This window comes from Skermanella sp., assembly GCF_059503625.1.
Genome location: NZ_JCACHA010000439.1, coordinates 1 through 26,821 on the forward strand (window position 1 = coordinate 1; position 26,821 = coordinate 26,821).

General features: G+C 65.5%; 25 protein-coding genes and 1 pseudogene. 19 read left to right on the forward strand and 7 right to left on the reverse strand.

Features of this window, described 5'->3' with window-relative positions; translation table 11 throughout:
• Nucleotides 1-348 (forward strand): annotated as a pseudogene (locus tag AC5JJ6_RS09525) (hypothetical protein); the annotation flags it as partial.
• A 72-nt stretch (nt 349-420) separates the two neighbouring features.
• Here AC5JJ6_RS09525 and AC5JJ6_RS09530 read toward each other — a convergent pair.
• Nucleotides 421-2,202, reverse strand: a complete 1,782-nt coding sequence (locus AC5JJ6_RS09530) for an L-lactate permease (protein ID WP_496041811.1) — start codon at nt 2,200-2,202, stop codon at nt 421-423.
• Between the two features lie 590 nt (nt 2,203-2,792).
• A complete protein-coding gene (locus tag AC5JJ6_RS09535; RefSeq protein ID WP_496041812.1) occupies nt 2,793-3,317 on the reverse strand; it encodes a gamma carbonic anhydrase family protein in 525 nt (174 codons plus the stop codon).
• Nucleotides 3,318-3,455: 138 nt separating this feature from the next.
• On the opposite strand from AC5JJ6_RS09535, the gene AC5JJ6_RS09540 reads away from it, so the two are divergent.
• The 7 genes from AC5JJ6_RS09540 to AC5JJ6_RS09570 all read left to right on the forward strand — a co-directional run bounded on the left by AC5JJ6_RS09540 (nt 3,456) and on the right by AC5JJ6_RS09570 (nt 10,638).
• On the forward strand, nt 3,456-4,046 hold the full coding sequence (locus AC5JJ6_RS09540; protein WP_496041813.1) for a hypothetical protein: 591 nt from the start codon (nt 3,456-3,458) through the stop codon (nt 4,044-4,046).
• 78 nt (nt 4,047-4,124) lie between these two features.
• A complete protein-coding gene (locus tag AC5JJ6_RS09545; protein WP_496041814.1) occupies nt 4,125-4,382 on the forward strand; it encodes a GlsB/YeaQ/YmgE family stress response membrane protein in 258 nt (85 codons plus the stop codon).
• A gap of 403 nt (nt 4,383-4,785) precedes the next feature.
• Complete coding sequence (locus AC5JJ6_RS09550) at nt 4,786-5,214, forward strand: hypothetical protein (RefSeq protein ID WP_496041815.1); 429 nt, start codon at nt 4,786-4,788, stop codon at nt 5,212-5,214.
• A gap of 164 nt (nt 5,215-5,378) precedes the next feature.
• Entirely contained in the window at nt 5,379-6,344 is a 966-nt protein-coding gene (locus AC5JJ6_RS09555; protein WP_496041816.1) for a thiamine pyrophosphate-dependent dehydrogenase E1 component subunit alpha, read from the forward strand.
• 15 nt (nt 6,345-6,359) lie between these two features.
• The gene (locus AC5JJ6_RS09560) at nt 6,360-7,364 is read left to right on the forward strand and encodes an alpha-ketoacid dehydrogenase subunit beta (RefSeq protein ID WP_496041817.1); all 1,005 of its coding nucleotides are present in this window, start codon (nt 6,360-6,362) and stop codon (nt 7,362-7,364) included.
• 49 nt (nt 7,365-7,413) lie between these two features.
• Nucleotides 7,414-8,574 carry an acetoin dehydrogenase dihydrolipoyllysine-residue acetyltransferase subunit gene (locus AC5JJ6_RS09565; protein WP_496041818.1) on the forward strand — a complete coding sequence of 387 codons (1,161 nt, stop codon included), beginning with the start codon at nt 7,414-7,416 and terminating at the stop codon, nt 8,572-8,574.
• A gap of 102 nt (nt 8,575-8,676) precedes the next feature.
• The gene (locus AC5JJ6_RS09570) at nt 8,677-10,638 is read left to right on the forward strand and encodes a sigma-54-dependent Fis family transcriptional regulator (RefSeq protein ID WP_496041819.1); all 1,962 of its coding nucleotides are present in this window, start codon (nt 8,677-8,679) and stop codon (nt 10,636-10,638) included.
• On the opposite strand, the gene AC5JJ6_RS09575 is transcribed toward AC5JJ6_RS09570, so the two are convergent.
• Both AC5JJ6_RS09575 and AC5JJ6_RS09580 read right to left on the reverse strand, forming a co-directional pair.
• Complete coding sequence (locus AC5JJ6_RS09575) at nt 10,639-11,772, reverse strand: serine hydrolase domain-containing protein (RefSeq protein ID WP_496041820.1); 1,134 nt, start codon at nt 11,770-11,772, stop codon at nt 10,639-10,641.
• 20 nt (nt 11,773-11,792) lie between these two features.
• The gene (locus AC5JJ6_RS09580; RefSeq protein ID WP_496041821.1) at nt 11,793-12,989 is read right to left on the reverse strand and encodes an adenylate/guanylate cyclase domain-containing protein; all 1,197 of its coding nucleotides are present in this window, start codon (nt 12,987-12,989) and stop codon (nt 11,793-11,795) included.
• 364 nt (nt 12,990-13,353) lie between these two features.
• Here AC5JJ6_RS09580 and AC5JJ6_RS09585 point away from each other — a divergent pair, with 364 nt between their 5' ends.
• Genes AC5JJ6_RS09585 through AC5JJ6_RS09610 form a run of 6 tightly spaced genes read left to right on the forward strand, consistent with a single transcriptional unit; the run spans nt 13,354 to nt 18,242 of the window.
• The gene (locus tag AC5JJ6_RS09585; RefSeq protein WP_496041822.1) at nt 13,354-13,839 is read left to right on the forward strand and encodes a YHS domain-containing (seleno)protein; all 486 of its coding nucleotides are present in this window, start codon (nt 13,354-13,356) and stop codon (nt 13,837-13,839) included.
• Between the two features lie 16 nt (nt 13,840-13,855).
• A complete protein-coding gene (locus AC5JJ6_RS09590; protein ID WP_496041823.1) occupies nt 13,856-14,356 on the forward strand; it encodes a DoxX family membrane protein in 501 nt (166 codons plus the stop codon).
• Between the two features lie 4 nt (nt 14,357-14,360).
• Nucleotides 14,361-15,614 carry a tetratricopeptide repeat protein gene (locus AC5JJ6_RS09595; protein WP_496041824.1) on the forward strand — a complete coding sequence of 418 codons (1,254 nt, stop codon included), beginning with the start codon at nt 14,361-14,363 and terminating at the stop codon, nt 15,612-15,614.
• Complete coding sequence (locus AC5JJ6_RS09600; RefSeq protein WP_496041825.1) at nt 15,611-16,453, forward strand: alpha/beta fold hydrolase; 843 nt, start codon at nt 15,611-15,613, stop codon at nt 16,451-16,453. The genes AC5JJ6_RS09595 and AC5JJ6_RS09600 overlap by 4 nt, the downstream gene beginning before the upstream one ends.
• Nucleotides 16,447-17,085 (forward strand): DedA family protein, encoded by a 639-nt coding sequence (locus tag AC5JJ6_RS09605; RefSeq protein ID WP_496041826.1) that lies wholly within the window; start codon nt 16,447-16,449, stop codon nt 17,083-17,085. Before AC5JJ6_RS09600 ends, AC5JJ6_RS09605 begins: the two co-directional genes overlap by 7 nt.
• Nucleotides 17,082-18,242, forward strand: coding sequence for a hypothetical protein (locus tag AC5JJ6_RS09610; protein ID WP_496041827.1), 1,161 nt, complete (start codon nt 17,082-17,084; stop codon nt 18,240-18,242). Before AC5JJ6_RS09605 ends, AC5JJ6_RS09610 begins: the two co-directional genes overlap by 4 nt.
• An 11-nt stretch (nt 18,243-18,253) precedes the next feature.
• Here AC5JJ6_RS09610 and AC5JJ6_RS09615 read toward each other — a convergent pair whose 3' ends face one another.
• Entirely contained in the window at nt 18,254-19,783 is a 1,530-nt protein-coding gene (locus tag AC5JJ6_RS09615; protein ID WP_496041828.1) for a helicase HerA domain-containing protein, read from the reverse strand.
• Between the two features lie 322 nt (nt 19,784-20,105).
• On the opposite strand from AC5JJ6_RS09615, the gene AC5JJ6_RS09620 reads away from it, so the two are divergent.
• Together AC5JJ6_RS09620 and AC5JJ6_RS09625 are read left to right on the forward strand one after the other, a co-directional pair.
• Nucleotides 20,106-20,891 carry an Hpt domain-containing protein gene (locus AC5JJ6_RS09620; RefSeq protein ID WP_496041829.1) on the forward strand — a complete coding sequence of 262 codons (786 nt, stop codon included), beginning with the start codon at nt 20,106-20,108 and terminating at the stop codon, nt 20,889-20,891.
• An 84-nt stretch (nt 20,892-20,975) separates the two neighbouring features.
• Nucleotides 20,976-21,761, forward strand: a complete 786-nt coding sequence (locus AC5JJ6_RS09625; protein WP_496041830.1) for an enoyl-CoA hydratase — start codon at nt 20,976-20,978, stop codon at nt 21,759-21,761.
• Between the two features lie 38 nt (nt 21,762-21,799).
• Here AC5JJ6_RS09625 and AC5JJ6_RS09630 read toward each other — a convergent pair whose 3' ends face one another.
• Nucleotides 21,800-23,254, reverse strand: coding sequence for a P-loop NTPase family protein (locus AC5JJ6_RS09630; RefSeq protein WP_496041831.1), 1,455 nt, complete (start codon nt 23,252-23,254; stop codon nt 21,800-21,802).
• 134 nt (nt 23,255-23,388) lie between these two features.
• On the reverse strand, nt 23,389-24,576 hold the full coding sequence (locus AC5JJ6_RS09635; protein WP_496041832.1) for a DUF2336 domain-containing protein: 1,188 nt from the start codon (nt 24,574-24,576) through the stop codon (nt 23,389-23,391).
• 282 nt (nt 24,577-24,858) lie between these two features.
• On the opposite strand from AC5JJ6_RS09635, the gene AC5JJ6_RS09640 reads away from it, so the two are divergent.
• The 3 genes from AC5JJ6_RS09640 to AC5JJ6_RS09650 form a co-directional block, all read left to right on the forward strand.
• Complete coding sequence (locus AC5JJ6_RS09640; protein ID WP_496041833.1) at nt 24,859-25,956, forward strand: AbrB family transcriptional regulator; 1,098 nt, start codon at nt 24,859-24,861, stop codon at nt 25,954-25,956.
• A 6-nt stretch (nt 25,957-25,962) separates the two neighbouring features.
• Nucleotides 25,963-26,370: an acyl-CoA thioesterase gene (locus tag AC5JJ6_RS09645; protein ID WP_496041834.1), complete on the forward strand. Its 408-nt coding sequence runs from the start codon at nt 25,963-25,965 to the stop codon at nt 26,368-26,370.
• A gap of 21 nt (nt 26,371-26,391) precedes the next feature.
• Nucleotides 26,392-26,821 (forward strand): response regulator transcription factor (locus tag AC5JJ6_RS09650; protein WP_496041835.1); only part of this gene is annotated, 430 nt, incomplete at its 3' end.

A 26,821-nucleotide genomic window follows, 5' to 3' on the forward strand; every position in this document is an offset into this window, starting at 1 on the left:
CTGCTGATGGGGGAAGCCGCCCGCCCGGAACTGCGGCGCGCGATCGAGCGGATCGCCATGGCTCCTCCAGGAGTCGACCGGGCCGCTACCCAATTCACCGTCCACATGGCTCCCGATCAGGTCGTCGGCATCGTCAATGTCGATTTCACGGACAGGATCCCGTCGCAGGAGGTCGAGACAGCGGCCAATCTGATCGAACAGCGGATCCGCGACACCTACCCGGAGATGGTTGCGGTCTTCGTGCGTCCGCGTGGCCCATCCCTTCTGCCGCCCGTCCGGCAGAAGGATCCGGACAGCAAAAGGCCGCTGCCGGAGAGCTCCGGCAGCGGCCAGTCGATAGGTACGTAGGGCCTGCTTAATAGACCAGCGCCGTGAACGGCCAGACATTCGATCGGCTTGCTCGAGATCGAAGTGCTGACGTTATTCCGCCGAGGAGTAGGCGGTTTCCATCCTGCCGCTCGGAGCGCTGCGCATCGCCAGCAGGCAAATGATCGGCCATGCCACGGCACCGGCCCACCACAGGTTCAGGCCGCCGGCGATCAGCGCCATGCCGATCAGACCGGCCTGGACCACGTAGTAGATCATCGGCAGCAAGGCCATGCGGATCAGATCGCCTTCACGGTTGACCAATCCGACGGTCGCCGATGCCGCAACCACGTTGTGAACGCAGATCATGTTGCCGGCAGCGCCGCCGACCGCCTGTAGGGTCACCACGAGCGCGGCGCCTGCCGAAGTCAATCCGATATTGACTGCGGTGGAGAACTGGAACAGCGAGAACATCATGTTGCTGACCGTGTTGGACCCCGCGATGAACGCGCCCAGCGCACCCACGATCGGCGAGAACAGGGGCCAGAACTCACCCGACACGGCGGATACGCCGCTGGCGAGAACCAGAGGCATGCTCTGAAAATCCGACGACGCGGAATTGATGAACACCTGCACCATCGGCACGGCCAGCAACAGCGCCGGCGCGGCCTTGATCATGGTGCTTCCCGACAGCGACCACACTGAGCGATAGCTGCCGCCCTTGCCCATGCCATGGAAGAAGTAGACGAACACCGACACGAGGATGAACACCGTTCCCGGCAGGTAGAGCGGCTGCGACGATGCCGAGATGCCCGAACCGAACAGGTTGGTCACGCTCAATGTCATGTCCGGCGACGTCAGGAATGCCTTCAGCGGAGCGATGACGCGCGTCGCTATCAGAAGCAGTGCTACCAGGAGATAGGGTGTCCAGGCTTTCAGCAGCGACATGGGCTGCTCGTGCTCGACGGTTTGCTGGGACTGTTCCAGCGTGCCGATCCAGTGCGGATCGAACTTCTCGCGCGGTCCGAAGTCGAATACTTCGCGTGGCAGAAACAGGCCGCGTTTAGCTGTCGGAATCACGATCGCCAAGCCGATCATGGCGCCGATCAGGGACGGGAACTCAGGCCCGAACGCGGCTGCGACCAGATAATAGGGCACGGTGAAGGCGATACCGGCGAACAACGCGAACTTCCAGGCGGCGAAGCCTTCAGCGAAAGAACGCTTCGGTCCGAAGAACCGCGTGATCATCGCGACCATGATCAACGGGATCAGGAAGCCTACCAGAGCGTGGACCATCGCGACATTGACCGCGATGTGGATCAGATAGTCGCTGTACGCCATCGGTGCGATCGTATCGGTAACTACCGCTTGATTGGCCAGGCCGGTATTGACGCCCAGCAGGATGGGAGTTCCGACGGCCCCGAACGAAACCGGCGTGCTCTGGATGATCAGGGCCGCCAGGACCGCCGCCATGGCTGGAAAGCCGATGGCGACCAGCAGTGGTGCCGCGATGGCCGCCGGCGTGCCGAAACCGGAGGCGCCTTCGACAAGCGAACCGAACAGCCAGGCGATCAGAATGGCCTGTACCCGCCGGTCAGGCGAGATCGAGGTGAATCCTTGCCGGATCCGGCTGATCGCGCCGCTCTCTTCAAGCGTGTAAAGCAGCAGGATGGCGCCGAACACGATGTAGAGAACGTTGACGGCCGTCACCAGGCCGTTGACGGAGGCACCCATGATTTTTTCAATCGGGGTCCCCCATAGAGCCAGGGCGATCAGGGCGGTCGCAACATAGGCGACGGCCATGGTCAGCTTTGCCGATCTGCGCAGAGCCACCAGCAGGACGAACACGATGGCAATTGGCATCAGTGCTAGGATGAATTGTAGGCTCGGAGACATCGGTAACCTCCAGTATCACCTATCGAAGGCGCCGTCCGGGAAATCGGGTGTCCGGGTATGGTTCTGATAGGGCTAGTGCCGCCGCCGGCCTGGGTGCTGCGGTCGAGCTTCCATAGCTGCGTTGCCGGCGGCCGTTCTAAGCGGGCTAGATGTGCTGAACTTGTCGGAGTACCGCTCTAGTCAGGTGCTAGTATTGCAGTCGCTAACCGGCATGGCCCGTGTGGCTACTCTAACAGCTGCTACCGGCATGGCGAATGCAGGGCAATCCTGTGTGGGCCGTTGATTTCGAGTAACATTCTCTATTCTCCCTTGGCTCGCGTTTTGGAGCTCGGTTTTCACTTTATTGGTCCCGGCTTTCACCTGGACGGGAAACCAACGCGGATAGTCGCGGTCGCAGTGATCGTAAATATGCAGGAAGTACGAACAGCTGAAGCAGCAAACAGTGCGGCATACCACATTGTTCGTCCGGGCGAACATTCTTTCGTCAAAGTTAATCGCTGCAATCTGAGTGAGAATTACGCAACGCACATTCCCACACAACCCAGATGCCGTACGGGAGTGTGCATTGCAGCATAGCTTTAGGAATCAGATCAGTTCTCTGCAACGAGATGTTGCTTGTAGCGTTTCCAGTTCTCGACGTACCGCTCAGCCCCCAATTGCATTCCGGCGATCTGCTCCGCGCTCAATTCGCGAATCACCTTGCCGGGAGCTCCCATCACCATGGAGTTATCGGGTATCTCCTTGCCTTCGGTAATCAGCGCGCGGGCTCCGATCAGGCAATTCTTTCCGATCTTGGCTCCATTCATGATGACGCTGCCGATCCCGACCAGCGTCCCATCGCCGATCGTGCAGCCGTGCAGCATGACCATATGGCCGACCGTGACGTTCCTGCCGATCAGCATTGGAAAGCCCGGATCGGTATGAAGGACCGAACCATCCTGGATGTTGGAGTTTTCACCGATGGTAATCGGCTCGTTGTCGCCGCGCAGCACGGCGCCCCACCAGACGCTCGCGTTGCGCTTCAGGATCACGTCGCCGATAACGACTGCGTTCGGTGCGATCCACCATTCGTCGCCCTCGGTCGTGACGCGACGGTCTTCAAGAGCGTATCTCATTCATTGCCTCCCAGTCGGATGTCAAGCCTATCCATGGCCCGGAACGATGGCTGAAAACAAGGTTCAGTCGGCATGAAAATCAGTTTTCCACGCTCGGAAGCCCTTGTACGGCCTAGCATCCTGCTTCGGATTGCCATCGTGACGATCGTCCTGCTGTTCCTTGTATTCGCGGACCGCGTAGCGGATGCGGTGGGAGGCGTACGCGACGCGGCGGTGGGAGCACGGGGTAGGGACCTTTTCGTTTCCGGTGGGCTGACGCATCGTACCGGTCGCGAAATCGTAACGTTCCTGGACCTGCACAGGGGGAGCGACGTCAGGTTGGTGCTCGATAGTCCCGGCGGCTATGCACGGGCGGCGGACAATGTACGTCAGGCCGTATTGGACCATGGACAGGTCAGTACCTTGGTCGCCGGATACAATCTCTGCGCTTCGGCATGCACGGCGATCTTCGCGGCCGGGCGCCACCGCTCGACCGGTGAGAACGCACGGTTCGTCTTCCATTCGGCCCGCATCGTCCTTGGGCCGATCTCCTTCAACGACCCGTTCGGCGGCGACCCGGACCGCTACCAAGTGCCCGGCGACGACGGCCGGATAGCGGCTGCCTTGAGTGAATTCCTCGATCGCTCCGACGCGCTGGATAGGGGAGAAGCGGGCGCCGCGGCACTCGACCTTTTCCGCATCGTACCGGGGTGGATCACCGAACTGATCCCGTCGGACGCGGATATCTAGAGTGCCTTTCAAGGGAGATGGCACCAATGCGGCCATCAGGCTGTTTCCTGACCGGTCGTTCAATATAAAGGGGGAAACATGTCGATCGTCGCCTGGATCATCCTTGGTCTCATCGCCGGCTGGATCGCGAGCAAGATCATGCATGGCAGCAGCTCCGGCCTGGTGACCAACCTCGTGCTCGGCATCGTGGGTGCCTTCGTAGGCGGCATCCTGTTCAGCGCGGTTGGCGGAAGGGGAGTTACCGGCTTCAACATCTGGAGTTTGATCGTCGCCGTCATCGGCGCCATCGTCGTCCTCTGGATCTACAACGCCGTGACGAGCCGCCGAAGGGTCTGAGTGCAATGGGCCGGACTCCACTATCCGGGGGGAGAAGAGGGGCCGGCCCTTTTCGCCAAATCGGTCTTATGGTCGGACAGTTGCGGCGATATGTCTAGGTTTTGAATGCCATCGATGTTGCATAGCAGCAGAAGTTATCGCACGATGTCCGCGTTACAATTCTGCTGGAGTGGACAGATCGATGGTTGCCGCTAGAACTCCGAATAAAACCCCTGCTCCAGCCGCCGCGAAATCCGCTGGCCGGCCGAAATCCGCTCCTTCGAAGGCTCGGACCAACGCTTCTGTTACCTCCAAGGTTGTAGAAGCTGCGACACCGACCGTTACCGACACCGTCGACGCTCCCCAGACGGCTGCCGGGGTCGAACCGGGAATCGAACCGGCTGCGCTTGCTGAAGCCGAGCCGGTGGCCGTCGAACCTGCCGCGACGCCTGAGACGGCGCCGGTGGCGGCCGCGGCGCCCGAGCCCGATGTTTCGCCCGAGGCAGTTGAGCCGGAAGACGCCGGCATCGCCATCGACGAAGGTGTCGAGCAACTGGCCAGCATGGCCGAGCAGGTTATTTACGAGGCGGAAGCGATCGCAGGCGACGCGGCACACAACTTCCAGGTCGCTCTCAAGGCAGCGACGGGAGCGCACGGCGTCGTTCCGACCCTGAGCGGCGTGAACACCTATCTTCACCGGTCCGTTCGGATCAACGCCCAGTTCGTCGAGCAGTTCGCGGCCGTCCGGTCGCCGATCGATCTGGTGAACCTTCAGGTACGCTTCCTGGAAGAGCATCGCCTCGCGATGCTGGAATTCACCCAGAACTGGGCAGCGCAAAAGCCGGCGGCCTGAGTTGCGACACCTGTAGCGCGGCTGTCGCACCGACTGTTGCGGCAAGACTGCCGTCCGGACTGGAAACCACGAGGTTTCAATCGGTTAGCCTGATGGCATGACGGTTGCTCTTCCTCTCATCGTAGCCCGAGCAACAAGGGCAGAAACGATGGGAGGAAGCGACTATGCAGCTCAATCGCGAAGAGCTTCTGCAAAGCTACCGCACCATGTGCACGATCCGCGAGTTCGAGGAGCGTGTGCATAGTGAGTTTTCCGAAGGCGGCATTCCCGGATTCGTCCACCTCTACGCAGGGGAGGAAGCGTCCGCCGTCGGCGTGTGCAGCCACCTGGACGACCGCGACAACATTGCCAGCACCCACAGGGGCCACGGCCACTGCATCGCCAAGGGCTGCGACGTCAACGGCATGATGGCCGAGATCTTCGGCCGGGGCGACGGTCTGTGCGGCGGCAAGGGCGGGTCCATGCACATCGCCGACCTGTCCAAGGGCATGATGGGCGCCAACGGCATCGTCGGCGGCGGTCCGCCCCTGATCTGCGGCGCCGCCCTGACCGCCAAGACCCTGAAGACCGGCGGAGTCGCCGTCGCCTTCGTCGGGGACGGCGCATCCAACCAGGGCACGACCCTTGAAAGCTATAACCTTGCCAAGGTCTGGAACCTTCCCGCGATCTTCGTGGTGGAGGACAATGGCTATGCCGAGTCGACCGCCAGCGTCTGGGCGGTGGCCGGCGACCAGTCCAAGCGCGCGGCCGCCTTCGGGATGCCGTCGTACGAGTTGGATGGCAACGACTTCTTCGCGATCCATCAGGCCGCCGGCGAAGCGGTCGAGCGGGCGCGCGGCGGCGGCGGCCCCAGCCTGATCCACGTGCACCTGACCCGCTACTTCGGACACTTCGAGGGCGACGCCATGACCTACCGTCAGGCGGGCGAAATCGAAGTGGCCCGTCGCGAGCGCGATCCCCTGCGCTTCTTCCGCCAGCGCGTCACCGAGGCGGGCGTGCTCGAAGCCCATCAGCTCGACGAGATCGAGAGCGAGGTCAAGAGCCTGATCGACCAGTCGGTCGTGCTGTCGAAGGCGGCTCCGCCGCCGACGCCGGAACGCCTGCTGACCGACGTCTATGTCTCGTATTGAGGGGAGACCGCCGAAATGTCGAAGAAATCATACCGTCAGGCCATCAACGAAGCACTGGCCCAGGAAATGCGGCGCGACCCCACCGTCATCGTGATGGGCGAGGACAATGCCGGAGGCATGGGCGCTCCCGGCGACGACGACGCCTGGGGCGGCGTGCTGGGCGTCACCAAGGGACTGATGCCGGAGTTCGGCCGCGACCGGGTGCTGGATACGCCGATCACCGAAAGCGCCTTCATCGGCGCCGCCGTGGGAGCCGCAGCGACCGGCCTGCGGCCGGTGGCCGAGCTGATGTTCGTGGACTTTCTGGGCGTCTGTTTCGACCAGATCTTCAACCAGGCAGCCAAGTTCCGCTACATGTTCGGCGGCAAGGCGGTCACTCCCGTCGTGATCCGGACCATGTACGGGGCCGGGTTCCGGGCGGCCAGCCAGCATAGCCAGTGCCTCTACCCGATATTCACCCACATCCCCGGCCTGAAGGTGGTCGTCCCGTCCTCCGCCTACGAGGCCAAGGGGCTGCTGATCCAGTCGATCCGCGACAACGATCCCGTCATCTTCCTGGAACACAAGGTCCTCTACGACGAGATCGAGGAAGTTCCCGACGAGCCATACACGATCCCGTTCGGGGAGGCCAACCTGACCCGCGAAGGCGACCATGTCACCATCGTAGCATTGGGCCGCATGGTCGGTTTCGCCAACAAGGCGGCCGACATGTTGCAAAAGGAAGGGATCACCTGCACCGTCGTCGATCCGCGCACGACTTCTCCCCTGGACGAGGACACGATCATCGAAGCGGTCGAGGACACCGGCAGGCTGGTGGTGGTGGACGAAGCCAGCCCGCGCTGCGGCATGGCGGCCGACATTTCCGCGCTGGTGGCGCAGAACGCGTTCAAGGCGCTGAAGGCCCCCATCCGCATGGTCACGCCGCCGCATACGCCGGTGCCGTTCGCGCCGCAATTGGAAGACGCCTACATCCCGACGCCGGAAAAGATCGCCGACGCGGTCCGTCAGGTCATGGCCTGAGGGTCTGGGCCTGAAAGCCCCGCTTTGCCGATCCAGTGAGGACTGATGAATGAGTAATGAGATCAAGGCCCTGACCATGCCCAAATGGGGCTTGGCGATGACCGAGGGCGCCGTCACGTCATGGCTGGTCGAAGACGGCGCGGACCTCCGCGAAGGTGACGAGATCCTGGAGATCGAGACGACCAAGATCACCAACGTCTATGAATCTCCGGCTACCGGCAACCTCCGGCGCCGGACGGTCGAGGCCGGGCAGACCGTCCCCGTGGGGGCGCTGCTCGGCGTGGTCGCCGACAGGTCCGTTCCCGAGACGGAGATCGACGCCTTCATCGCCCGCTTCCAGGAAGAGTTCGCGGTAGAGGCGGCGGAAGCCGCCGATGCCGCCGGGCCGGAGCCGCAGTTTGCCGATGCCGGTGGCCGGCGGCTTCGCTATCTGGCGATGGGCGAGGGCAGGGGAGGCGGCAAGGGAGGCGGCAAGGGAGACGAAGGTGAAGCCCCCCTCGTCCTGATCCACGGCTTCGGCGGCGACCTGAACAACTGGCAGTTCAATCAGGCGGCCCTTGCGGAAGACCGCGCCGTCTATGCGCTCGACCTGCCGGGACATGGCGGATCGACCAAGCACGGCGTCCAGGGCGGAGTGGCCGAACTGGCCGAAGCCGTCCGCGACTTCCTCAACGCGGCCGGCATCCAGCGCGCCCATCTCGCCGGCCATTCCATGGGCGGAGCGGTGGCCTTGCATCTGGCTTCCGACGAACCGGCGCGCGTCGTTTCCGTCACCCTGGTCTGCTCCGCCGGCCTCGGCGAGGAAATCAACGCCGACTACATCGAAGGCTTCATCGCCGCGGACCGGCGCAAGGAGTTCAAGCCGGTTCTGGAGATGCTGTTCGCCGATCCGTCGCTCGTCAGCCGCGACATGATCGAGGAATTGCTGAAGTACAAGCGGCTGGACGGCGTCGGACAGGCTCTCCGCGCCATCGCCGACGCCACGTTCGCGGGCGGGCGGCAGGTCCAGGTGTTCGCGAACGATCTGGATCGGATCAAGGTGCCGGTCCAGGCGATCTGGGGCGCCGAGGACCGGATCGTCCCATCCGCGCATGCCACGGCGATACCCGAACCGCACCGCCACGTCCTCGGCGGCGCCGGGCACATGGTTCACATGGAAAAGGCGGGGGAGGTCAATCGCCTCATATCCGACTTTTTAACCATGCGCTGATCCTGGTGCGGTGATTACGCCAGAGGCGGACCAATGCTATACTCGCACCATAACGGCGATCCAACGCTGATGAAATCGGGTCGGCATGATGGGAGGAAGGCAATGGTCCGTCTCCATGCGCCAGAGCGGGAGCACGTCGATCTAATCGTCGCCAGCGTCGCCGGAGTGGCGGCACCAGCCAGCGACCACGACCAAGACCACGACAACCAGCCGCCCGATCTGATCCGGCGATCCTGGGCGCGCTGTCTCAACAGCCACCGGCTCGACCCCGCCCGTCCGGGGCGTCCGGTGGTCCTGACGCAGAACGAGCTGGGTGGCTTCCGTGAACCGATGGAAGAGTTCATCGGCATCGCCACCGCCGAGTTGCGGCGGCTCTATGCGCAGGTCGCCGGCTCGGACTACGTCGTGATCCTGACCGACGCCAACGGCGTCGCCGTCGATTACCTCGGCCAAGCCAGTTTCGAGCAGGAACTGAAGCAGGCCGGCCTGTATCTCGGCTCCATCTGGGCGGAGGCGCAGGAAGGCACCAACGGCGTCGGCACCTGCGTCGCGACCCGCGAGCCGCTGATCGTCCATCGCCACGAACATTTCCGTGCGCTTCACACGGGCCTCACCTGCACGGTAGCCCCGATCTTCGACCCGGCCGGCGCCTTGCTGGGCGTGCTCGACGTCTCCAACATGTCGGCCCCGACCGACCGCCGCAGCCAGATGCTGGCGCTGGAGCTGGTCAAGCGCTCGGCCCGGCTGATGGAGGACGGCTATTTCCTGACACGGTCGCGCCGATGCTGGATCGTCGGACTCAGCGCCGGGCGGGAGCTTGCCGATCTGGTGATCGACGGGCTGCTGGCGGTCGACGGCGGCGGCACCATCCTGGGCGCCAACCAGACCGCGCTCCGCGCCGACCTGACGGGCGACGGCAGTCCGCTGATCGGCCGAAGCCTCTACGATCTGTTCGGCCTGACGCTGGACAGCCTGGTGGGCCGGCAGCGCACGGGAATGCCCCAGGCGCTACGCTGCCTTGCCACCGGGGGAACCTGGTACGCGACGCTCCGGCCCCCGGCGGGGCGAGCGCTACGGCCTGCTACCGACCGTCCCCGGCAGCAGATGGCAGTTACGCAAGGCAAGCCCGAGGCTCCTGCCGGTCCGCTCGATCTCGACCGCTTGGCGGGTGCCGATCCCGTGATGATCGGGAACGTCCAGCGGGTGCGCCGGGTGCTCGGCAAAGGGATCGGCATCATGATCCTCGGGGAAACCGGGACCGGCAAGGAAGCGGTCGCCCAGGCCATCCACCACGCCGGTCCCCGCTCCGCCCGGCCCTTCGTCGGCATCAACTGCGCCGCGATTCCGGAAACGCTGATCGAAAGCGAACTGTTCGGCTATGTCGACGGCGCTTTCACGGGCGCGCGGCGCGGCGGCGTGCGCGGCAAGGTGCAACTGGCCGACGGCGGCACCCTGTTCCTGGACGAGATCGGCGACATGCCGCTGATGGCCCAGACCCGGCTCCTGCGCGTATTGGCGGAACGGGAAATCCTGCCGCTCGGACACGACCGGCCGATCGCGGTGGACCTGGACGTCATCTGCGCCACCCATCAGGACCTTCAGCAACTGGTGGCCGAAGGCCGGTTCCGCGAGGACCTGTATTACCGTCTCAACAACCTGTCGCTGACGCTGCCGCCGCTCCGCGACCGCACCGACAAGGCCGACCTGATCCGGGCGTTCTGCGCGCCGGCCCGGATCGATCCGCCGGCGCTGGCCGCTCTGCTCGCCTGCCGCTGGCCGGGCAACATCCGCCAGCTTCAGAACGTGATGCGCGTCGCCCGCGCGCTGTCGGACGATGGGGTCATCCGTCTTGCGGACCTGCCGCCTGAGGTGACGAAGCCTGCCGAACCCTCTCACCGGCACGAAGCCCTGCCCGCCGGTGAGGCCGGCATCCTGCTGTCGGTCCTGCGCCGGCATCAGTGGTGCGTGACCCACGCCGCGGAGGAACTGCACATCAGCCGCTCGACGCTCCACCGCAAGATCAACCGCTACGGCCTGGTGTCGCCGGCGCATCTGGACGGGTAATTACCGCACGATGCCGTAGACGGCATCGCGGATGCCGTCCGGGTACGGTCCGTTCATGCCGGCGATGGCGGTGTTGGTCAGCGCGACCACCGACAGCCGGCGGACGGGATCGACGAACCAGGAGTGACCATAGGCGCCGCCCCATCGCCACGTCCCTGTCGCTTCGGGTGTTTCGGCCAGCACGGGGTCCTTCAGCACGGCGACGCCCAGCCCGAAACCCCAGCCGGGTCCGACCGCATTGACCCGAAGGTCGCCGATGGCGTTCGTGGTCAGCGAATGGACGCTTTCCGGTTTCAGGATCGGTGCGCCGCCCTTCCGCAAAGTCTCCAGGAACATCAGGAAGTCGGGAGCCGTGCCGACCATGCCGCCGCCTCCCGACGGAAACGAAGCCGGATCGAACGCGCGGGCGGGCGAATACAGGACGGCGCTGCGTCCGAACAGGATGCGGTGCGGCTCCGCCATCGGCACCGGCCGCGGTTCGCCGTCGCCGTAAGGCTTCGCCAGCGCAACGCCTTCCCCGACATGGAAGCTGGTGTTCCGCATCCCGAGCGGACCGGTGACCAGACGCTCGACCAGATCGGGAAGGGGGATGCCGGCGCACCGGGCGATCGCCTCTCCCAGCACGTCGATAGCGACGGAGTAGTTCCAGCGCCGGCCCGGAGTATGGTTGAGCGGCACCGACGCGATCCGCCGCAGGTTCTCCTCCATCGACAGGCCCGGCTGGTCGAGACCGTCCGAGACGCCGGCCCGGTGGAACCTGCTGTCGGGCAGTTCCATGAAGCCGTAGGTCAGTCCCGATGTATGCGTCATCAGGTGGCGCACGGTGATGACGGACTCTTCTTCATCGCCGAACCGGGGCCGGAACGACGGGATCCAGTCCGTGACCGGATCGTCGAGCCGCAAGTCGTTCCGCTCGATCAGCGCCAGGGCCGCTACCGACACGATGGCCTTGGTGAGGGAGGCGAAGCGGAAGACGGTATCTTCCCGCACCGGCACCCCGTCTTCCCGGTCGGCAAAACCCGCCGCGCGCCGGTAGACGATCCGTCCATCCTCGGCCACCAGGACGACCGTACCGACGATGCGATCCTCATCTATGGCCCGGTCGATCACGGCATCCAGGCGCTCATTCATCATCGGCTTGCTCAATCCTGTCGTTACCTCACCGGCCCGGAGCCGAGCCGCCATATATCGACCGATCCGATGCCCTTCAACTCCGCCGTTCCCAGCGGCGCCACGGGGAAGCGTCCGCCGAGTGCCTTCAGTGTGCTGGAGGAGATCGCAATGGTGCCGGGAACCGCCCTCGACTCCAGGCGGCTCGCCAGATTGACGGTATCGCCCCAGACGTCGTAGGCGAACTTGTGCGTCCCGATCACGCCCGCCACCACCGGCCCGGTGTTCAATCCGACCCGCAGCCCCAGGCTTGGATGCTCGCGCACGGTCTCCGCCATTGCCGCCATCATGCCGAGCGCCACCCTGGCCGCCGCCCCGGCATGGTCGGGCAGGCCGGACGGAGCGCCCGCCACCGCCATGTAGCCGTCGCCGATGGTCTTCAACTTCTCCACGCCATGTTCGGCGCACAGCGCATCGAAGCGGGAGAATAGGCCTCCCAGCACATCGACCACCTCGGCGGCATTGCGGTCCGCTGCAAAGGCGGTGAAGCCGGCGATGTCGGCGAACAGCACCGTTACGTCCTCCAGCCGGTCGGCGATCCTGATCTCTCCGGCCTTGAGCCGTCCGGCCACGCTGGCGGGAAGGACGTTCAGCAGCAGCGCGTCGGAGCGCGCAGCCTCCCGAGCGGCCGCTCCCCGCGCGATCTCCGCCGACCAGTAAAGATAAACGACCAATACGCCGACGCAGGCGGCCACGATCACCACGCCGGTCCGGACCTCCGCAAGGTTGGATGCGGTGGCGGGAGCGATGGGTGGGTGACCCTGGCGGATCCAGATCTGCATGAAGGCGATGACGCCAAGGCACAAGGCGCCGCCGATCGCCAGCGCCAGCTTCTCGGAGCGGGCGAACAGCAACGCCGGTCCCGCCAGCAGACAGGTCGCGGCAAGCACGTCGATCCCCGTGCCCGGTCCCAGGATCACGGTCATCGCCGAGACCACGGCGCAACCGTACAGAACGATGCCCATCCGCCCAACCAGCATCCAGCCGGACCTGACGCAGACCAGCGAGCAGACGGCGAACGCCAGCAAACCGCTGGCGATCCAGGCCGACAGCCGATTGAAAACGGCGTATTCCTCACCCGGCCAGGGGAACCCTATGGTGTCCACTGCCATGAAGACCGCCAGCACGGTAATCAGCCACGCGAAGATCCGCGCGTTGCGCATCGGGCCTGGAGGCGTCATCCAACGAGAAGCGGTGGCAGCAGCCGGTGCCTGCACCTGCGGCGTTAGAACAGCTGGGAAATGCGATTGCTCATGCGTGGTCACGGACGGAACACTCCCCACTGGATGATCGGAAGCGCCCGTGTCGAGCGACGACCCTGCGGATCATACAGTTTTTCCAGCGTTCGGGCAGTTCATGCCTGTGAAGACAGAAATTTTTGTTTCAAACAATACGATTGCAAACAATTTCACCTCTTCACGAATTGGCAACGCAATAATCACGATCATGTGAACACGTTCACGCTTTAGTGAGCCGAATTGAGTTCTCTGAATCCATCAACAGGAACATCGTGGATGAATGTTTAGAACTTGAAAGAGGTTCACGGTGTTTGACAGATTGGTGCTTAACCGCCTGCTGCGCCCGTTGATCATCGCGCTGGCGGTCTTCATGGGCTTCGTGTCCCTCGCCGCTCCAGCCTCGGCGAAAGAGTCCGCCATCTACACGGGCTTCTTCAGCAGTCTCGCGGTCGGCGGCTACGATCCCGTCGCGTATTTCACCAGAGGACAGCCTGTCGAGGGGAAGAAGGAGTTCCAGACGCGCTGGAGGGACGCCGACTGGCGCTTCGCGTCCGCCGAGAACCGGGACCTCTTCGTCGCTTCGCCGGAGAAATACGCTCCCCAATACGGCGGCTACTGCGCCTGGGCCGTGGCGCAGGGCTATACGGCGTCCGGCGATCCGCAGCGCTGGAAAATCGTCGGCGGCAAGCTGTACCTGAACTACGACGATGAGGTCCAGCGGAAGTGGGAAAAGGACGTCCCCGGCTTCATCGCCAGTGCCGACCGCAACTGGCCCACTGTCCTGGACAAGTGATAAAGGAGCCGCCGCGATGACCGACCGCAAGCGCCGGTTCCTTGCCGGAACCCTGTCCCTCTACATTGCCTTCGTCTTCATCCAGTCGCTGTTCTTCAAATTCACCGACAGTCCGGAAACGCAGTACATCTTCGGCACTCTGGACGCCTGGGCCGCCAGCCTCGGCTTCGCCGGCCTCTTCGCGCCCAATGGTCCGTTCAGCCAGTACGTCGTCGGCTCCGCCGAACTCGTGGCGTCGCTTCTGCTGCTGGCCGGGCTGTTCACCGGCCGGGTGCCGTTCCAGGCCGCCGGGGCCTTGCTGGCGCTCGGTGTCATCAGTGGCGCCATCTTCTTCCACCTGTTCACGCCGCTCGGAGTGCAGGTGGTCAACACCGACGGCAGCCTGGACGGCGGGCAGCTTTTCGCGCTTGCCTGCGGCGTCTGGATCGCTTCGGCCGGAATCCTGGTGCTTCGCCGGTCCAATGTCCTGGCGCTGTTGCCCTTCGGGCGCCCCCATACCGGCTTGAGAAGGAGTTGAGACGATGCCCATCCGGCACGACCGCTTCGGGCATCCCGTGACGACGGCGACATCCGCCACTGTCGAAGCGATCGACCGCTTCACCATCCAAGTCCTCAGCCATGGCAAGGAAGCCGGCGCCCTGCTTGCCGCCGCCGAGGCCGATCCGGACTGCGGGTTGCTCCAGGCCTATGTCGGCGCGCTCTACCTGTTCCTCCAGACAGCCGAAGGGATGGACAAGGCCGTACCGTACCTGACGCGTGCCCGGGCGCTTGCCCGCACCGCGTCGGAACGCGAGCAACTGACCCTGGCGGCGCTCGACGCCTGGAGAACGGGTGCGCCTGAACGGGCGCTCGACCTTCACCGCCGCATAGCGCTGACCTGGCCGCGCGATCTGCTGAACCTGAAGCTGGCCCAGATCCACCAGCTCAACCGGGGCGACCGGGCCGGGATGCGGGAGCTTGCCGAAGCCGCCTTGCCGCACGGACGGGAGCACAGCTACGCCTGGGGCATGCTGGCATTCGCGCTGGAACAGGCCGGAGCGCTGGATGCCGCAGAGGACACGGGCCGCCGTGCGGTCGGCATGAACCGGGACGATCCCTGGGCGCAGCACGCCGTCGCCCATGTGCTGGAAGCCCGCCGCGATCCAGACGGCGGCCTGGCGTTCCTGGCGCCGCTGTCCGGCACCTGGGACCGCTGTTCCAGCTTCATGTACACCCATAACTGGTGGCATGCCGCCCTGTTCCGGCTCGACCTGGACGATGCCGCCGCCGCGCTGGCGCTGTTCGACGCCCGCGTCTGGGGCGTCCGCAAGACCTATGTCCAGGATCAGATCAACGCCGTGTCCCTCCTGTCGCGGCTGGAACTGCGGGGCGTCGATGTCGGAAACCGCTGGGCCGACGTTGCGGCCCATGTCGGCCCACGCATCCACGACCGGCAGAATGCATTTCTCGACCTCCACTACCTCTACGCGCTGGCGCGGGCCGGCGAGGACGAGGCGGCGGCGGAGATGCTGGCGGGGATGCGCGCCCATGCAGCGATCGCTTCCCCATCCAGCCGTGTCATCTGGAGCGAAGTCGCCGTTCCCGCCGCCCGTGGCCTCGCGGCCCATGCACGCCGTCGCTTTGCCGAGGCGGCATCCGCCCTTGGCTCCGTGCTTCCGCGCATGTTCCTGCTCGGCGGCAGTACGGCACAGCAGGCTTGGTTCGAGCAGCTCTATCAGGATAGCCGCAGGCAGCTCGAGTCCGCTCCCGACCTTCGGCAGGGGATATGCGCGTGACCTGCAAGACCGCGATGCGCGCCGCCGGAATGATCGTCGCCGCCTTCGGCATCGCCACCTGCGACATACCGGGACCGGTGACCCTGCCCGAGGCGATGGCGCCGTTCCGGCACGCCTTGCTCCTGGACGGAGCTTCGCAAGATGCGGAGCCGGTCGCGATCAGCTATCTGGCATCCGGCGATACCTCGTCCCCCCGGCTGATCCTGATCCACGGTACTCCCGGTTCCGCCGCCGGCTGGGCCGATTTCCTGGCCGACCCGCCGCCGGGCTTCGACGTCGTGGCGCTCGACCGTCCCGGATTCGGCGACAGCGGTCCGGAAGGAGCGATCACCAGCCTGGCCCGTCAGGCCGACGCGGTAGCGGCCCTCCTGCCATTCGGCCGTTCATCCATCCTGCTGGGCCACTCGCTGGGAGGGCCGGTCGCCGCTCTGGTCGCCGCGCGCCATCCGGAACGAGTGAGGGCGCTGATCCTGCTGGCGGCCTCGCTCGATCCGGAGATGGAAGAGGTGCATCCGCTCCAGCGGGTCGGCGCCTGGGCTCCCATCCGGGCGCTCCTGCCGCGCATGATCCGCAACGCGAACGCCGAACTGCTCGACCTCAAGCCTCAACTCGAAGCGCTTCGTGCCGACCTGCCGCTGATCCGCTGTCCCGTGCTGATCGTCCATGGCACCAGGGACGATCTGGTGCCCTTCTCGAACGCCGCCTATTCGGCCGCCAAGCTCACCGGCGCCTGCTTGGTCGAGACCATCGTGCTGGAGGGGGCCGATCACTTCCTCCCCTGGAACGCCACCGCCGCCGTCCGCGACGCCATTGCCCGCGCGGGAGACATGACATGCTGACGTTGCCTGCCGACTGGCCGGGCGGGCTTTCCGCCATCCTGGCGTTCTCGACCGAGCCCTGGCTGCTCCTGCCCTCGCTGGTCCTGATTACCTTCCTGCTGGAAGATGCTGCGATAGCAGCCGGTGTCGCACTTGCCTTCAACGGCACGATCGGCTGGGAAGCGGCGTTCGCGGCCGTGGCCGGAGGGATAGCGCTGGGCGACATCGGCCTCTATGGGATGGGACGTCTGGGTGTCCGCATTCCGGTACTCCGCCGCCACCTGAACGACGCACCGGTCCAGCGGGCACGCGCCGCCCTCGATGGCCGATTGACCGCGGCCGTCCTGATCGCCCGGGTCGTGCCGGGCCTGCGGTTCGCGACCTACACGGCGGCAGGGCTCCTGGGAGTGTCGTTCCCCAGGTTCGCCGCCCTGGTCTGCGTCGCGGTCGCCGTCTGGACGGCGGGCCTCTTCTGGCTTGCGGCATCTCTCGGACGCACGCTCGGCGATGCGTTGGGAATTGCGACCGGCCTCGATCCGACTACGGCCGTAATCCTTGTTGTCCTGTCCCTGGCAATCCTGGCGACCGGAACGCCGCGCCTGCTGCGTTGCCTCTCGTCAGCCAAATCGGTCGATACCGGAGCCTCATCATGACCATGCTCGCCGAAGCGCCAGCCCAGGACCGCCCCGTGCGGGAACACCCGGCATGGCCGATCCCGCATGCCGGAATGCCGCCGCTGGACATATCGGGAGACCAGCTCGGCGATTTCGAGTTCTGGTCGATGCGGCGGTTCTACTGGCCGGTAGCGCTCTACTCGCTGTGGCTGATGGTTCGCTATCGCGGCATCACCCTGCCGACCGCCGCCAACCCGTCCTTCCCCGGCGGCGGCTTTTCCGGCGAGTCGAAATCCGCGATCCTCGACCTCGCCTGCGCCTCGGTTCCCGACCATGTCGCTCCATTCATCCCGGTAGACCGCCCGAACCAGCCTGACGACCCGACCGCCGAAGCTCTGGCGGCCGAAGCCGCGATGGATGCCGCCGGCCTCGGCTTCCCCATCGTCGCCAAACCGGACCTTGGATGTCGCGGCGCCGGGGTCCGGCTGGTCCGCGACTTGGGGCAACTGGCCAAATACCTGGAGGACTTTCCGCCCGGAGCGCGCCTGATCCTGCAACGCTACGTCGCCTTCGAAGCCGAAGCCGGCGTCTTCTATGTCCGCATGCCGGGGGAGGCCAAGGGACGTATCGTCTCCCTGACGCTCAAATACTTTCCCTACGTCTACGGCGACGGCCGCTCGACCCTGCGCGAACTGATCCTGGCCGACCCCCGCGCCGGCCGCGTATCGCACCTCTACCTGCCGCGCCATGCCGGCCGCCTGGACGACGTTCCCGAACCGGGAGAACCGATCCGGCTGGCCTTTGCCGGCAGCCACAGCCGGGGCAGCATCTTCCGCGACGGCACTCCTCTGGTCACGCCTGCGATGACCGCCCGGTTCGACGCCATCGCCCGCTCGATGCCGGAGTTCTGGTTCGGCCGCTTCGACATCCGCTTCGCCGATATCGCGCGTCTCCAGGCCGGCGAGGACTTCACCATCCTGGAAATCAATGGCGCCGGGGCGGAGATGACCCATGTATGGGACCGCTCGACCCCGCTCGGTCGGGCTCGGCGCGACATCATGGAACAGTACCGCCTGCTGTTCGCCATCGGCCGCGCCAACCGTAACCGGGGGCACCGGGGTCAGAGCCTGCCGGAGTTCTGGCGCGCCTATCGCCGCGAAAGGAAGCTGACGCCGCTCTATCCGCCGACGCAGTGACGGCGGTGCCTTTACGCCACGTCGAACAGGTCACCACCCTGGGGCGCCGCCGGATCGTCGGCGGCATTGGGGTCTCCCGGCGCGGTTTCCCAGCCCAGTCCGGGAAGCGCTATGATCCGGTTGCCGCCCCGGTCGTTGCGGGTGACGACGAACCCGCGCTGGTCCATGTAGCTCAGCAGGCGCCGCGCGCGGCCGTTGGACCGGCTGCCGACGGCGCGGGCCAGCTCGGCGTCGGACGGGCAGGGCGCCTTCTCGATCGCGGCGCGGGCGATCAGCAGGAAGACGCCCTGGATGTCCTCCGGCAGGCCGGCGGCCAGGACGGTGGCCTGTTCCCATTCCGGCCCGTCGGCGGTTTCGTTGCGGACGCCGGCCCTTGCCGCCGAAAGCCGGCGCTTGAAGGCTGCCAGATCCAAGGGGGCTCCCGGTACCTTGTGGATGCGGCAGCGGACGAGGAAGTCCTGGTACAGCACCGCGACCGACCGGAAGGCCGCCTCCGGGTCCTCCAGTATCTTCCGCAGGATGTCGTCCAGCAGCGGTTCGCGGTCGACTTCGGGTCCCTGTTCTTCGACCTCTTCGGGGGGCGCGCTCAGCACCGGCCTCGACTGCGCCAGCTGGAACAGGATATCCATGTTCTGCGGCGGCGGAGGCATCGGCTTGCGGACACTCGGCCGGACCAGCGGTTCCGGCTCGCCGGGAGCCAGGATGAGGTCGCGCGCGTCTTCCGGCGCGGTCGTCGGCAGGGGGGTCAGCTTGGGGCTTCCGGTCCGTCCCGTCGTCTCGACGCTGCCGATCCGCAACGGCAGCGGCCGGCGCGACAGGGCAGGGCCAAGGGCTATGAAATGACCGCGCTCAAGGTCGCGGAACATCTCGGCCTGCCGCCGTTCCATGCCGAGAAGGTCAGCCGCGCGCGCCATGTCGATGTCGAGGAATGTGCGGCCCATCAGGAAGTTGGACGCCTCGGCCGCCACGTTCTTGGCAAGCTTCGCCAGACGCTGGGTCGCGATCACGCCGGCAAGGCCGCGCTTGCGGCCCCGGCACATCAGGTTGGTCATGGCGCCCAGCGACACCTTGCGCGCCTCGTCGGAAACCTCGCCGGCTGCGGCGGGCGCAAACATCTGCGCCTCGTCCACCACCACCAGCATCGGGTACCAGAAGTCGCGGTCGGCGTCGAACAATCCACCCAGGAAGGCGGCGGCGTGGCGCATCTGAAGCTCGACGTCCAGCCCCTCCAGGTTGACGACGACGGAGACCCTGTGTTCCCGGACACGGGCGGCGATCCGCTGGAGCGCCCCTTCGGAATGGGCGGAGGCGTCGACCACCACATGGCCGAACTTTTCCGCCAGCGTCACGAAATCGCCCTCGGGATCGAGGATCGCCTGCTGGACCCAGGAAGCGCTTTGTTCGACCAGGCGGCGCAGCAGGTGTGACTTGCCGGAACCGGAATTTCCCTGCACCAGCAATCGGGTAGCCAGCAACTCCTCCAGATTGAGCGTCGCCGGTCCGCCGTTCTGCGTCGACCCCATGTCGATGCTGACTTTCATCACCTCTCCTCTGCCCCGTCGCGGCTCAGACTTCCCGCCCCGGATATCGTGTCCCCTCCTATACCCGAAAACCGCCGCATCTCAAAACGGCGACCGACGGCCGTACGCCGTCCTTGCCCACGCGCCACCGTCGCCAAGAGGAGAGGGTGCGGCGCCGGCTCCGGACAGGCGGTTCATGATTAACCGTAAAATAGCGAAGAAAATAATTAACCAAAACTATAAGTAATCACCCGGTGCGGCATTTTTTTACATCGCTTGGTGGAGGATGAATGTCAGCCCGGTAACTTGTATGTTGGCTCGGTATTCCACCCTGAGGCAACAGATGACGAGCGAGAAGGATATAGATGCCGATCTGGTTGCCGAACTTCTGCCATTTTTTATCGATGATGTAGTGGAGCGGCTCGGCAATGTCGAGCAGATGGTTGTATCGTTTTCTAAGAATCTGAACGTCAAGCCGGATTCGTTCGAATTACTGCGCAACGTCCATAGCATCAAAGGGTCGGCGGCGAGTTTCGGCTTTCCCACTATCGCTTTGATTTCGCATCATCTTGAAGATTACATCATTGCGACCGGGAACTTCAGCGAAAGCGCAGTCGACGGCATGCTGGAGCATGTCCACGCCATCGGCGCGATCGTGGAGGCCCGACGCGATCCGGGCAGCGAGGAAGGCCGGCGGATACTCAAATCGCTGCCCGATTTCCATCCCACGCAGACCCAGCGGCGGGCGCAGGGGCAGAAGACCGTGTTGTTCATCGGCCCTCGCAACATCCAGTTGCGCCTGATGGAGCCGGAGATCCGCGCCGGCGGATTTCGTCTGGTTATCCTGTCCAATTCCTTCCAGGGTATCGAAAGCGCCATCCGGACCCGCCCCGACCTGATCCTCATCAGCAACATCATCGACATCCTGGATGGCGTGGATGTGGCCCGGATGATCCATGCGGCCGAAATGACGCATCATGTCCCCCTCGTCATCGTCGCATCCAAACTCGATGCGGAGCCGGTTCGGAACCGGCTTCACCGCCTGAACGAAAAAGTCCTGGTCGTGCGGAAGGGAGAGGATTTCTCCGCCGATTTCGCCTATGCGATCGTCAAGCTGGGGGTGGTCTGACGCGACAGGCCTTGCGGGCGCTGCCGCATGCGGCCTAGCTCCACTCCTTGACGCAGCGGCGTGACATCGTTCAGGGGAATACACATGACGGATCGCTTGACCGCCGAACGGCAGGGGCCAATCGGCTGGATCACCTTCAACAATCCCGAGCGTCACAACGCGATGAAGCTGGAGATGTGGGAAGCCTTGCCCCAGGCGCTCTCCACGTTCGAATCCGACGACGGGATCAAAGTCATCGTCCTGCGTGGGGCGGGCGACAGCGCCTTCGTCTCCGGCGCCGACATATCGGAGTTCGAGAAGCACCGGGCATCGTCGGAGGAAGTGGCGGCCTATGACGACTTGGCAGCCGCGTCGATGAGGGCCCTTCAGATAGTTCCCAAGCCGACAATCGCCATGATCCGGGGCTACTGCATCGGCGGCGGCCTTGGGCTGGCCATCAGCTGCGACCTGCGGATCGCGACCGAAGGCTCCACCTTCGCGCTCCCGGCGGCACGGCTCGGCGTCGGCTACAGCTTCGACGGCGTCAAGCGCCTGCGCGATCTGGTCGGTCCCGCCTTCGCCAAGGAGATCTTCTTCACGGCCCGCCGGTTCCAGGCGCCGGAAGCCCTGCGGATGGGCTTGATCAACCGGATGACGGACGATGCCGGCCTGGAAAGCGCCATCGGCGAACTCTGTGCCTCGATCGCGGACAACGCGCCGCTGACAGTCCGATCCGCCAAGCTGATGATCGAGGAACTCGACAAGCCGGCGGGCGAGCCGGACTACCAGCGCTGCGAAGACCTAATGAACGCCTGCATCGCCAGCGACGACTATGTCGAAGGCCGAACGGCCTTCATGGAAAAGCGGAAGCCGGTATTCCGCGGCCGTTGAAGGATCGAGGCAGATTCCGGAGGGGGCACCTGCCGTCCTCACTTCGCCAGACTGTTTATGCAGCGCCCTAGGTTGCGCAGATCGGTCATGAAGCCTTCCGCGATCCCGGCAAACGAATTCTGCGGCGGCTTTGCGGCACCCGAGCCTTCGCGGCAGACGTCCGACGGGTTCTCCGCTCTGGCAGGCTGTGGCGGAACCTGTTGCTGCCGTGGCGGCAGTTGGGATGACGGGACCTGAGCCTGCTGCTGAGTTTGCGGCGTCAGGGGAGTGGGGGCCGCCATCACCGGACGTTCCGCTGGCGGTGCGCTCCCCGGAGCGGGCAAGCTTCGCGTCGCGGCCGGAGGCTGGCGCTCGACCGGCGGCTGTTTCCAGTCCGGAGGAAGGGCAGCCCCTGTGGACCCCGCCGCTGCCGGTGGAGTGGCCGGGGAACCGGAAACCTGAGGTGCCTGCTGCGGTGCCGGCGCCGAGCCTTCGGGCACGGGAGCCGGACCCGCCGGTTCCTGCCGCTCTACCGGCTGAGAGGGTGACGTGAGGGACGGCGCGCTCGGCAGGTTGGCGGTCAGGGCCGACAAGCCGTCGCCCTCCAGCAGTTCGGTTGCGCTCTTGGGGGCGAAAGGCCAAAGCGCATTGGTCACGAAACCGGCTGCGAAGGCGAACAGAATGCCGATCGCAAGTACCCAGTAGACCCGGTTCGACGACTTCGCCGGCTCACGGTGCTCCGGGCGTGGGTCGGACTGGATATCATAGGCGTGGACGGCGCGAGGCCTGCGGAGCGGACGCTGTTCCGGGACCGGCCCGGAAGCCGGAAACTCCTGTTGCCGTTCCGCCCTGGGGCGGGTGAAGGCCGATTGCTCCGTCTTCGGCAGCGCCGGCGACCGTGCCGGCTGCGCCGCCCTCGCAGGAGCCGCCAACGGGACCGGAGCCTGCCGTTCGACGACGGGAGGGCTGGCCGGCTCCTCCGCAGCCTCTTGGTCGTCACTTTCGATCCGCCAGCGCGACGACGCGACAAGCCGCGCGGCATTGGCAAGGCCGGGCTTCTCGAACTGCGCGTCCAGTCCGGGACCGCCGGTCAGCAGGACCTGCATATACAGTCCGCTTTCCGTATCGCTTCGCGACAATTCGCACAGATCGCCGATCACCGGGGCGGACAGCAGATGGGCATCGAAGATGACCAGCAGTCCGGAGCCCGCCGCATCCAGCGACCGCTCCAGCGAAAGCGCCAGTTCCTCAAGGTCGTTGGAGCGCTTCAGCCCGATACCGACCGCCGCTTCCGACAGCAGGTCTTCCAGGCGGGCGCCCCGGTACCCCGTGGCGGTCAGAGCGACGCCACCTGACGAGTTCATGTAATCGGCCATCCTGCGGCCGGCCACGGAACCGTTGCCGCCGGTGTAGTCGGTGACCACCATGGTCCGCCGGCCGGCCATGGCCGCCATGAGCACGCGATTGTAGACCGCATCCTGCATCGGATCGGCCGCTTTCGCTGAACTGTCCATACCGCTCGTCATCATCCGCCTGGCGGAGAGCGCGTCCTGTCTTGCGCTGTTCATAGCGGCGTTGTTTAACTCAACGCCCCATATCGAAGGAATGGAAAGGCGGTGGTAACCCTCTCCGAAGGCTTAGGGCGGGGTTAGCACGGGCGGGGCGCCGGCAGGTTCAGACGGTCGCGGGCTTCCAAAACGGTCCGGTCGGCGCGCAGGTCGAAGACCTGGAGGATCAGGTCGCTGACGTCGCGTTCCTCGGTATCCGCGCAGTGTTCGAAGACGCGCGCCAGCACCTCTAGCTGATAGTCGCGCCGCTTCGCCGCGATCATCGGACGCGACCAGCGGCGCGCGACCGTCAAGGCTACCCGGAAAGGCTCGATCAGCCATGCTTTCATGCCGGCCTGATCGAAGGCGGCGGTCAGTCCGACCGGGCGCTCGTCCATCACCATCATCGCCGCCGCTTCCCGGGTGATGCCGCACCGAACCGCCATGCCGGTGACGAAGGCCTCGAGGTCGCCGGCGCACAGCATTCGGAACAGGAGGTCGGTGGTAAGCTGCTTCTGCCAGTGCATCTGCTCCATGAACCCGCGCAGATGCGTGCCGTCCGCCAGCATGGGCCGGATCATGATCATCATCGCCGCTTCGCGGCCGCGGGTGATGCAGCGCTCCAGCACCAGATCCGGGATCTTGTGCCGCTTCGCCAAGTCGCGCATCAGTGCCGCCGAAACCCGGCCCAGCAGTTTCCAGGCGACCGGGGCCGGCAGCATCGGGTGACCGGCAACCATCGTCGCGATGGATTGCGTATCGCCGTGCCGGTCCACGATCCGGCCCAGCCCGTCCGGCGTGATCTCGGCGCCGGAATTGGCCAGCAGGCAGGTCATGACGGCCACGTCGCCCGCATCGATCAGCGCGTCCGACACGATCGTCGACACCGTGCGGCGAACGGCGATCGCCGCCATCTTGAGCTGATCGCCCGTGCCGATGACGTTGGTCAGGAACGCATCCTCGAACCCGGCATGGTAGCTCAGCACCGGAGCGGCGACCTCCGCCACGTCTTCGGCAAGCCGGACTGCCAGCGCCTCGGGCAGCCGGTCGTTGTTGCGGAACTGCCAGGCGACCGCCTGACGGACCGCCGCTTCCGCGTCCTGAGCGAAGCGCATCAGGATGTCCTTGGCCATGTCCTCGGCCGGCCCGGTCAATTTCCCTGTCCGAAGCTGCTCGGCCACCTTGTCGGCGGTGTCGACCCGGTTGGCGACCGACGGCTGATCCATCAGGCGAGCGACATCGGCCAGTGACAGACCATTCTGCAAGGTGGAGGGCAGGGAGGGTTGCACGGTCAATCCTTCGGCTGGAACTACGGCAAGGTTGCCGCAGCCTGCGCTGCTGAAGGTTGACGAAGGATTGCGACGCCTGACGTCAGGCTGTGACAAAATTAGGTCTCTAAGGACATTGGGCGGTGAGAGGCTTCGCCTTGCGGGAACAAGGCGGCCGAATGACAGGTCGGTGACAGGTTCCGCTGCTAGGCTTCGGCCACAGCGGTACGGGACCGACGCGGCTTCCGTTCCATAACAATAAGAACGCTGTCCTGGAGGAAGCCCGGTGAGAGTATCTCCGGAATGATCGCCTTCTGCCTGACCGTGGCGCTTGGTGCCATCGGTGGTGGAATCTTCGCCTTGGCCGGCGTGCCGGCCGCATGGCTGTCGGGTGCCATGATCGCCGTCGCCGTGGCCGCTACCGCGGGTTTCAAGGTCCATGTGCCCGACCGGATCCGCACCGTCGTCTTCGTCGTCCTCGGAACATCGATCGGCAGCGCCGTGACGCCGGAAACGATCGCCCAACTCGGCGCCTGGCCGGGCAGCCTCGGCATTCTGGCCGTGGCGGTGATCGCGATGATCGGGGTCAGCACCACATGGCTGACGCGGGTCTGGGGATGGGAACGCTCCACCGCGCGCTACTCGTCGATACCGGGCGCCCTGTCGCAGGTGCTGATCCTGGCTCTGCGCAGCGGCGCCGACCTGCCGCGCATCGCCTTTGCCCAGGGCCTCCGCCTCTTCGTCCTGGTCGCCCTGCTGCCCTGGCTGCTCCCAGGCGAAACCGTCTTCGTGCCGCCGGGAGACGGATCGCACCTGTCGCTTCCCGAAACCGCCGTCACTCTTGCCGGAGGCTACGCCGCCGGACTGCTGCTGGAACGGATCGGCGTTCCCGGCGGGGCGCTGCTCGGCGGAATGATCGTGAGCACCGGCCTGCATGCGACCGGCATGGTCGAGGGGCGTCTGCCCGGCCCGCTCCTGATCCTGGGATTCGTCGTCACCGGCTGCGTGATAGGGGTCCGCTTCGGCAACACGTCCTTCTCCTCGATGCGCACGGCCTTCCGGGGCGCACTGGAAAGCGTGGGACTGGCGCTCGGCGTTTCCGCCGTCTTCGCCTACGCGGCTCATATCCTGCTGGCGCTGCCTTTCGGACAGCTCTGGCTCGCTTATGCGCCGGGCGGTGTCGAAGCCATGACCATAATGGCCTTCGCCCTCGGGCTCGACCCTGCATTCGTCGGCGCCCACCATGTCGTTCGGCTGATCGTCCTCAACCTGATCGTGCCGCTATGGCTTTACCGCGCCGGCCCGCTGCCGGCGCCTCCGTCCGGCGGGCAGGCTGCGCCTCATGCACCGGAAATCCGCGATAGAGACAAAACCCCCGATAGAAACAAAACCAAGGAGTGACTGGGAATGCCGCAGACCAATGCCGTCCCGATCGGAGAACCGGTCATCCGTACCGTCGCCATGCCGGCCGACACCAACCCCGCCGGCGACATCTTCGGCGGCTGGCTGATGGCGCAGATGGATCTGGCCGCCGGCAACGCGGCGGCCCGGCGGGCGCGTGGCCGCTGCGCCACCGTCGCCGCCGACAGCATGGTCTTCCATTCCCCCGTCTTCGTCGGCGACGAAGTCAGCCTCTACGCCGACATCATCCGGGTCGGGCGGACCTCGCTGAGCATCCGCATCGAAGCATGGCGCCGTAGCCGGGACGGCGATGACTGCTTCAAAGTGACGGAAGCGACCTTTACATTCGTCGCGATAGACGAGCAGCGCCGTCCACGTCCCGTTCCGCCGGTTCAGCCGCAACCTCAGTCCTGAAGAAAGTCCTGGTGCCGTCCCATGCGCATATTGATGGTCGAGGATACCGAGGATCTTGCCGATGCCGTCGTCCGCCGGCTGCGTCATCTGGGCTATGCAGTCGATTGGGCGCCCGACGGCGAGGCGGCCGAAGAGCTGCTTGCCCAGGAGACCTATCAGCTCGTCATCCTGGACATCATGCTGCCCGGCGTCGACGGCCAGACGATCCTGACCAAGCTGCGCCGGCGGCGCGACCATACGCCGGTGCTGGTCGTGACCGCCCGGTCCCAGGTCAACGTCAAGGTCGACCTGCTCGACCTCGGCGCCGACGACTTCATCGTCAAGCCCTTCGACCTGCGCGAGTTGGAGGCGCGCTGCCGCGCCCTCCTGCGGCGGTCGCACGGCATGGCGTCGTCGGCGACGCGGTTCGGCAACCTGCTGTTCGACATGGCGGCGAAGCGGGCTTCCATCG

What these genes read in the sequence shown, in the direction of transcription:
- AC5JJ6_RS09530 (WP_496041811.1), bottom strand. Translation starts at nt 2,202, where the DNA reads ATGTCTCCGAGCCTACAATTCATCCTAGCACTGATGCCAATTGCCATC.
- AC5JJ6_RS09535 (WP_496041812.1), bottom strand. Translation starts at nt 3,317, where the DNA reads ATGAGATACGCTCTTGAAGACCGTCGCGTCACGACCGAGGGCGACGAA.
- AC5JJ6_RS09545 (WP_496041814.1), top strand. Translation starts at nt 4,125, where the DNA reads ATGTCGATCGTCGCCTGGATCATCCTTGGTCTCATCGCCGGCTGGATC.
- AC5JJ6_RS09555 (WP_496041816.1), top strand. Translation starts at nt 5,379, where the DNA reads ATGCAGCTCAATCGCGAAGAGCTTCTGCAAAGCTACCGCACCATGTGC.
- AC5JJ6_RS09560 (WP_496041817.1), top strand. Translation starts at nt 6,360, where the DNA reads ATGTCGAAGAAATCATACCGTCAGGCCATCAACGAAGCACTGGCCCAG.
- AC5JJ6_RS09565 (WP_496041818.1), top strand. Translation starts at nt 7,414, where the DNA reads ATGAGTAATGAGATCAAGGCCCTGACCATGCCCAAATGGGGCTTGGCG.
- AC5JJ6_RS09570 (WP_496041819.1), top strand. Translation starts at nt 8,677, where the DNA reads ATGGTCCGTCTCCATGCGCCAGAGCGGGAGCACGTCGATCTAATCGTC.
- AC5JJ6_RS09575 (WP_496041820.1), bottom strand. Translation starts at nt 11,772, where the DNA reads ATGATGAATGAGCGCCTGGATGCCGTGATCGACCGGGCCATAGATGAG.
- AC5JJ6_RS09580 (WP_496041821.1), bottom strand. Translation starts at nt 12,989, where the DNA reads ATGACGCCTCCAGGCCCGATGCGCAACGCGCGGATCTTCGCGTGGCTG.
- AC5JJ6_RS09590 (WP_496041823.1), top strand. Translation starts at nt 13,856, where the DNA reads ATGACCGACCGCAAGCGCCGGTTCCTTGCCGGAACCCTGTCCCTCTAC.
- AC5JJ6_RS09595 (WP_496041824.1), top strand. Translation starts at nt 14,361, where the DNA reads ATGCCCATCCGGCACGACCGCTTCGGGCATCCCGTGACGACGGCGACA.
- AC5JJ6_RS09605 (WP_496041826.1), top strand. Translation starts at nt 16,447, where the DNA reads ATGCTGACGTTGCCTGCCGACTGGCCGGGCGGGCTTTCCGCCATCCTG.
- AC5JJ6_RS09610 (WP_496041827.1), top strand. Translation starts at nt 17,082, where the DNA reads ATGACCATGCTCGCCGAAGCGCCAGCCCAGGACCGCCCCGTGCGGGAA.
- AC5JJ6_RS09615 (WP_496041828.1), bottom strand. Translation starts at nt 19,783, where the DNA reads ATGAAAGTCAGCATCGACATGGGGTCGACGCAGAACGGCGGACCGGCG.
- AC5JJ6_RS09620 (WP_496041829.1), top strand. Translation starts at nt 20,106, where the DNA reads ATGACGAGCGAGAAGGATATAGATGCCGATCTGGTTGCCGAACTTCTG.
- AC5JJ6_RS09625 (WP_496041830.1), top strand. Translation starts at nt 20,976, where the DNA reads ATGACGGATCGCTTGACCGCCGAACGGCAGGGGCCAATCGGCTGGATC.
- AC5JJ6_RS09630 (WP_496041831.1), bottom strand. Translation starts at nt 23,254, where the DNA reads ATGGACAGTTCAGCGAAAGCGGCCGATCCGATGCAGGATGCGGTCTAC.
- AC5JJ6_RS09640 (WP_496041833.1), top strand. Translation starts at nt 24,859, where the DNA reads ATGATCGCCTTCTGCCTGACCGTGGCGCTTGGTGCCATCGGTGGTGGA.
- AC5JJ6_RS09645 (WP_496041834.1), top strand. Translation starts at nt 25,963, where the DNA reads ATGCCGCAGACCAATGCCGTCCCGATCGGAGAACCGGTCATCCGTACC.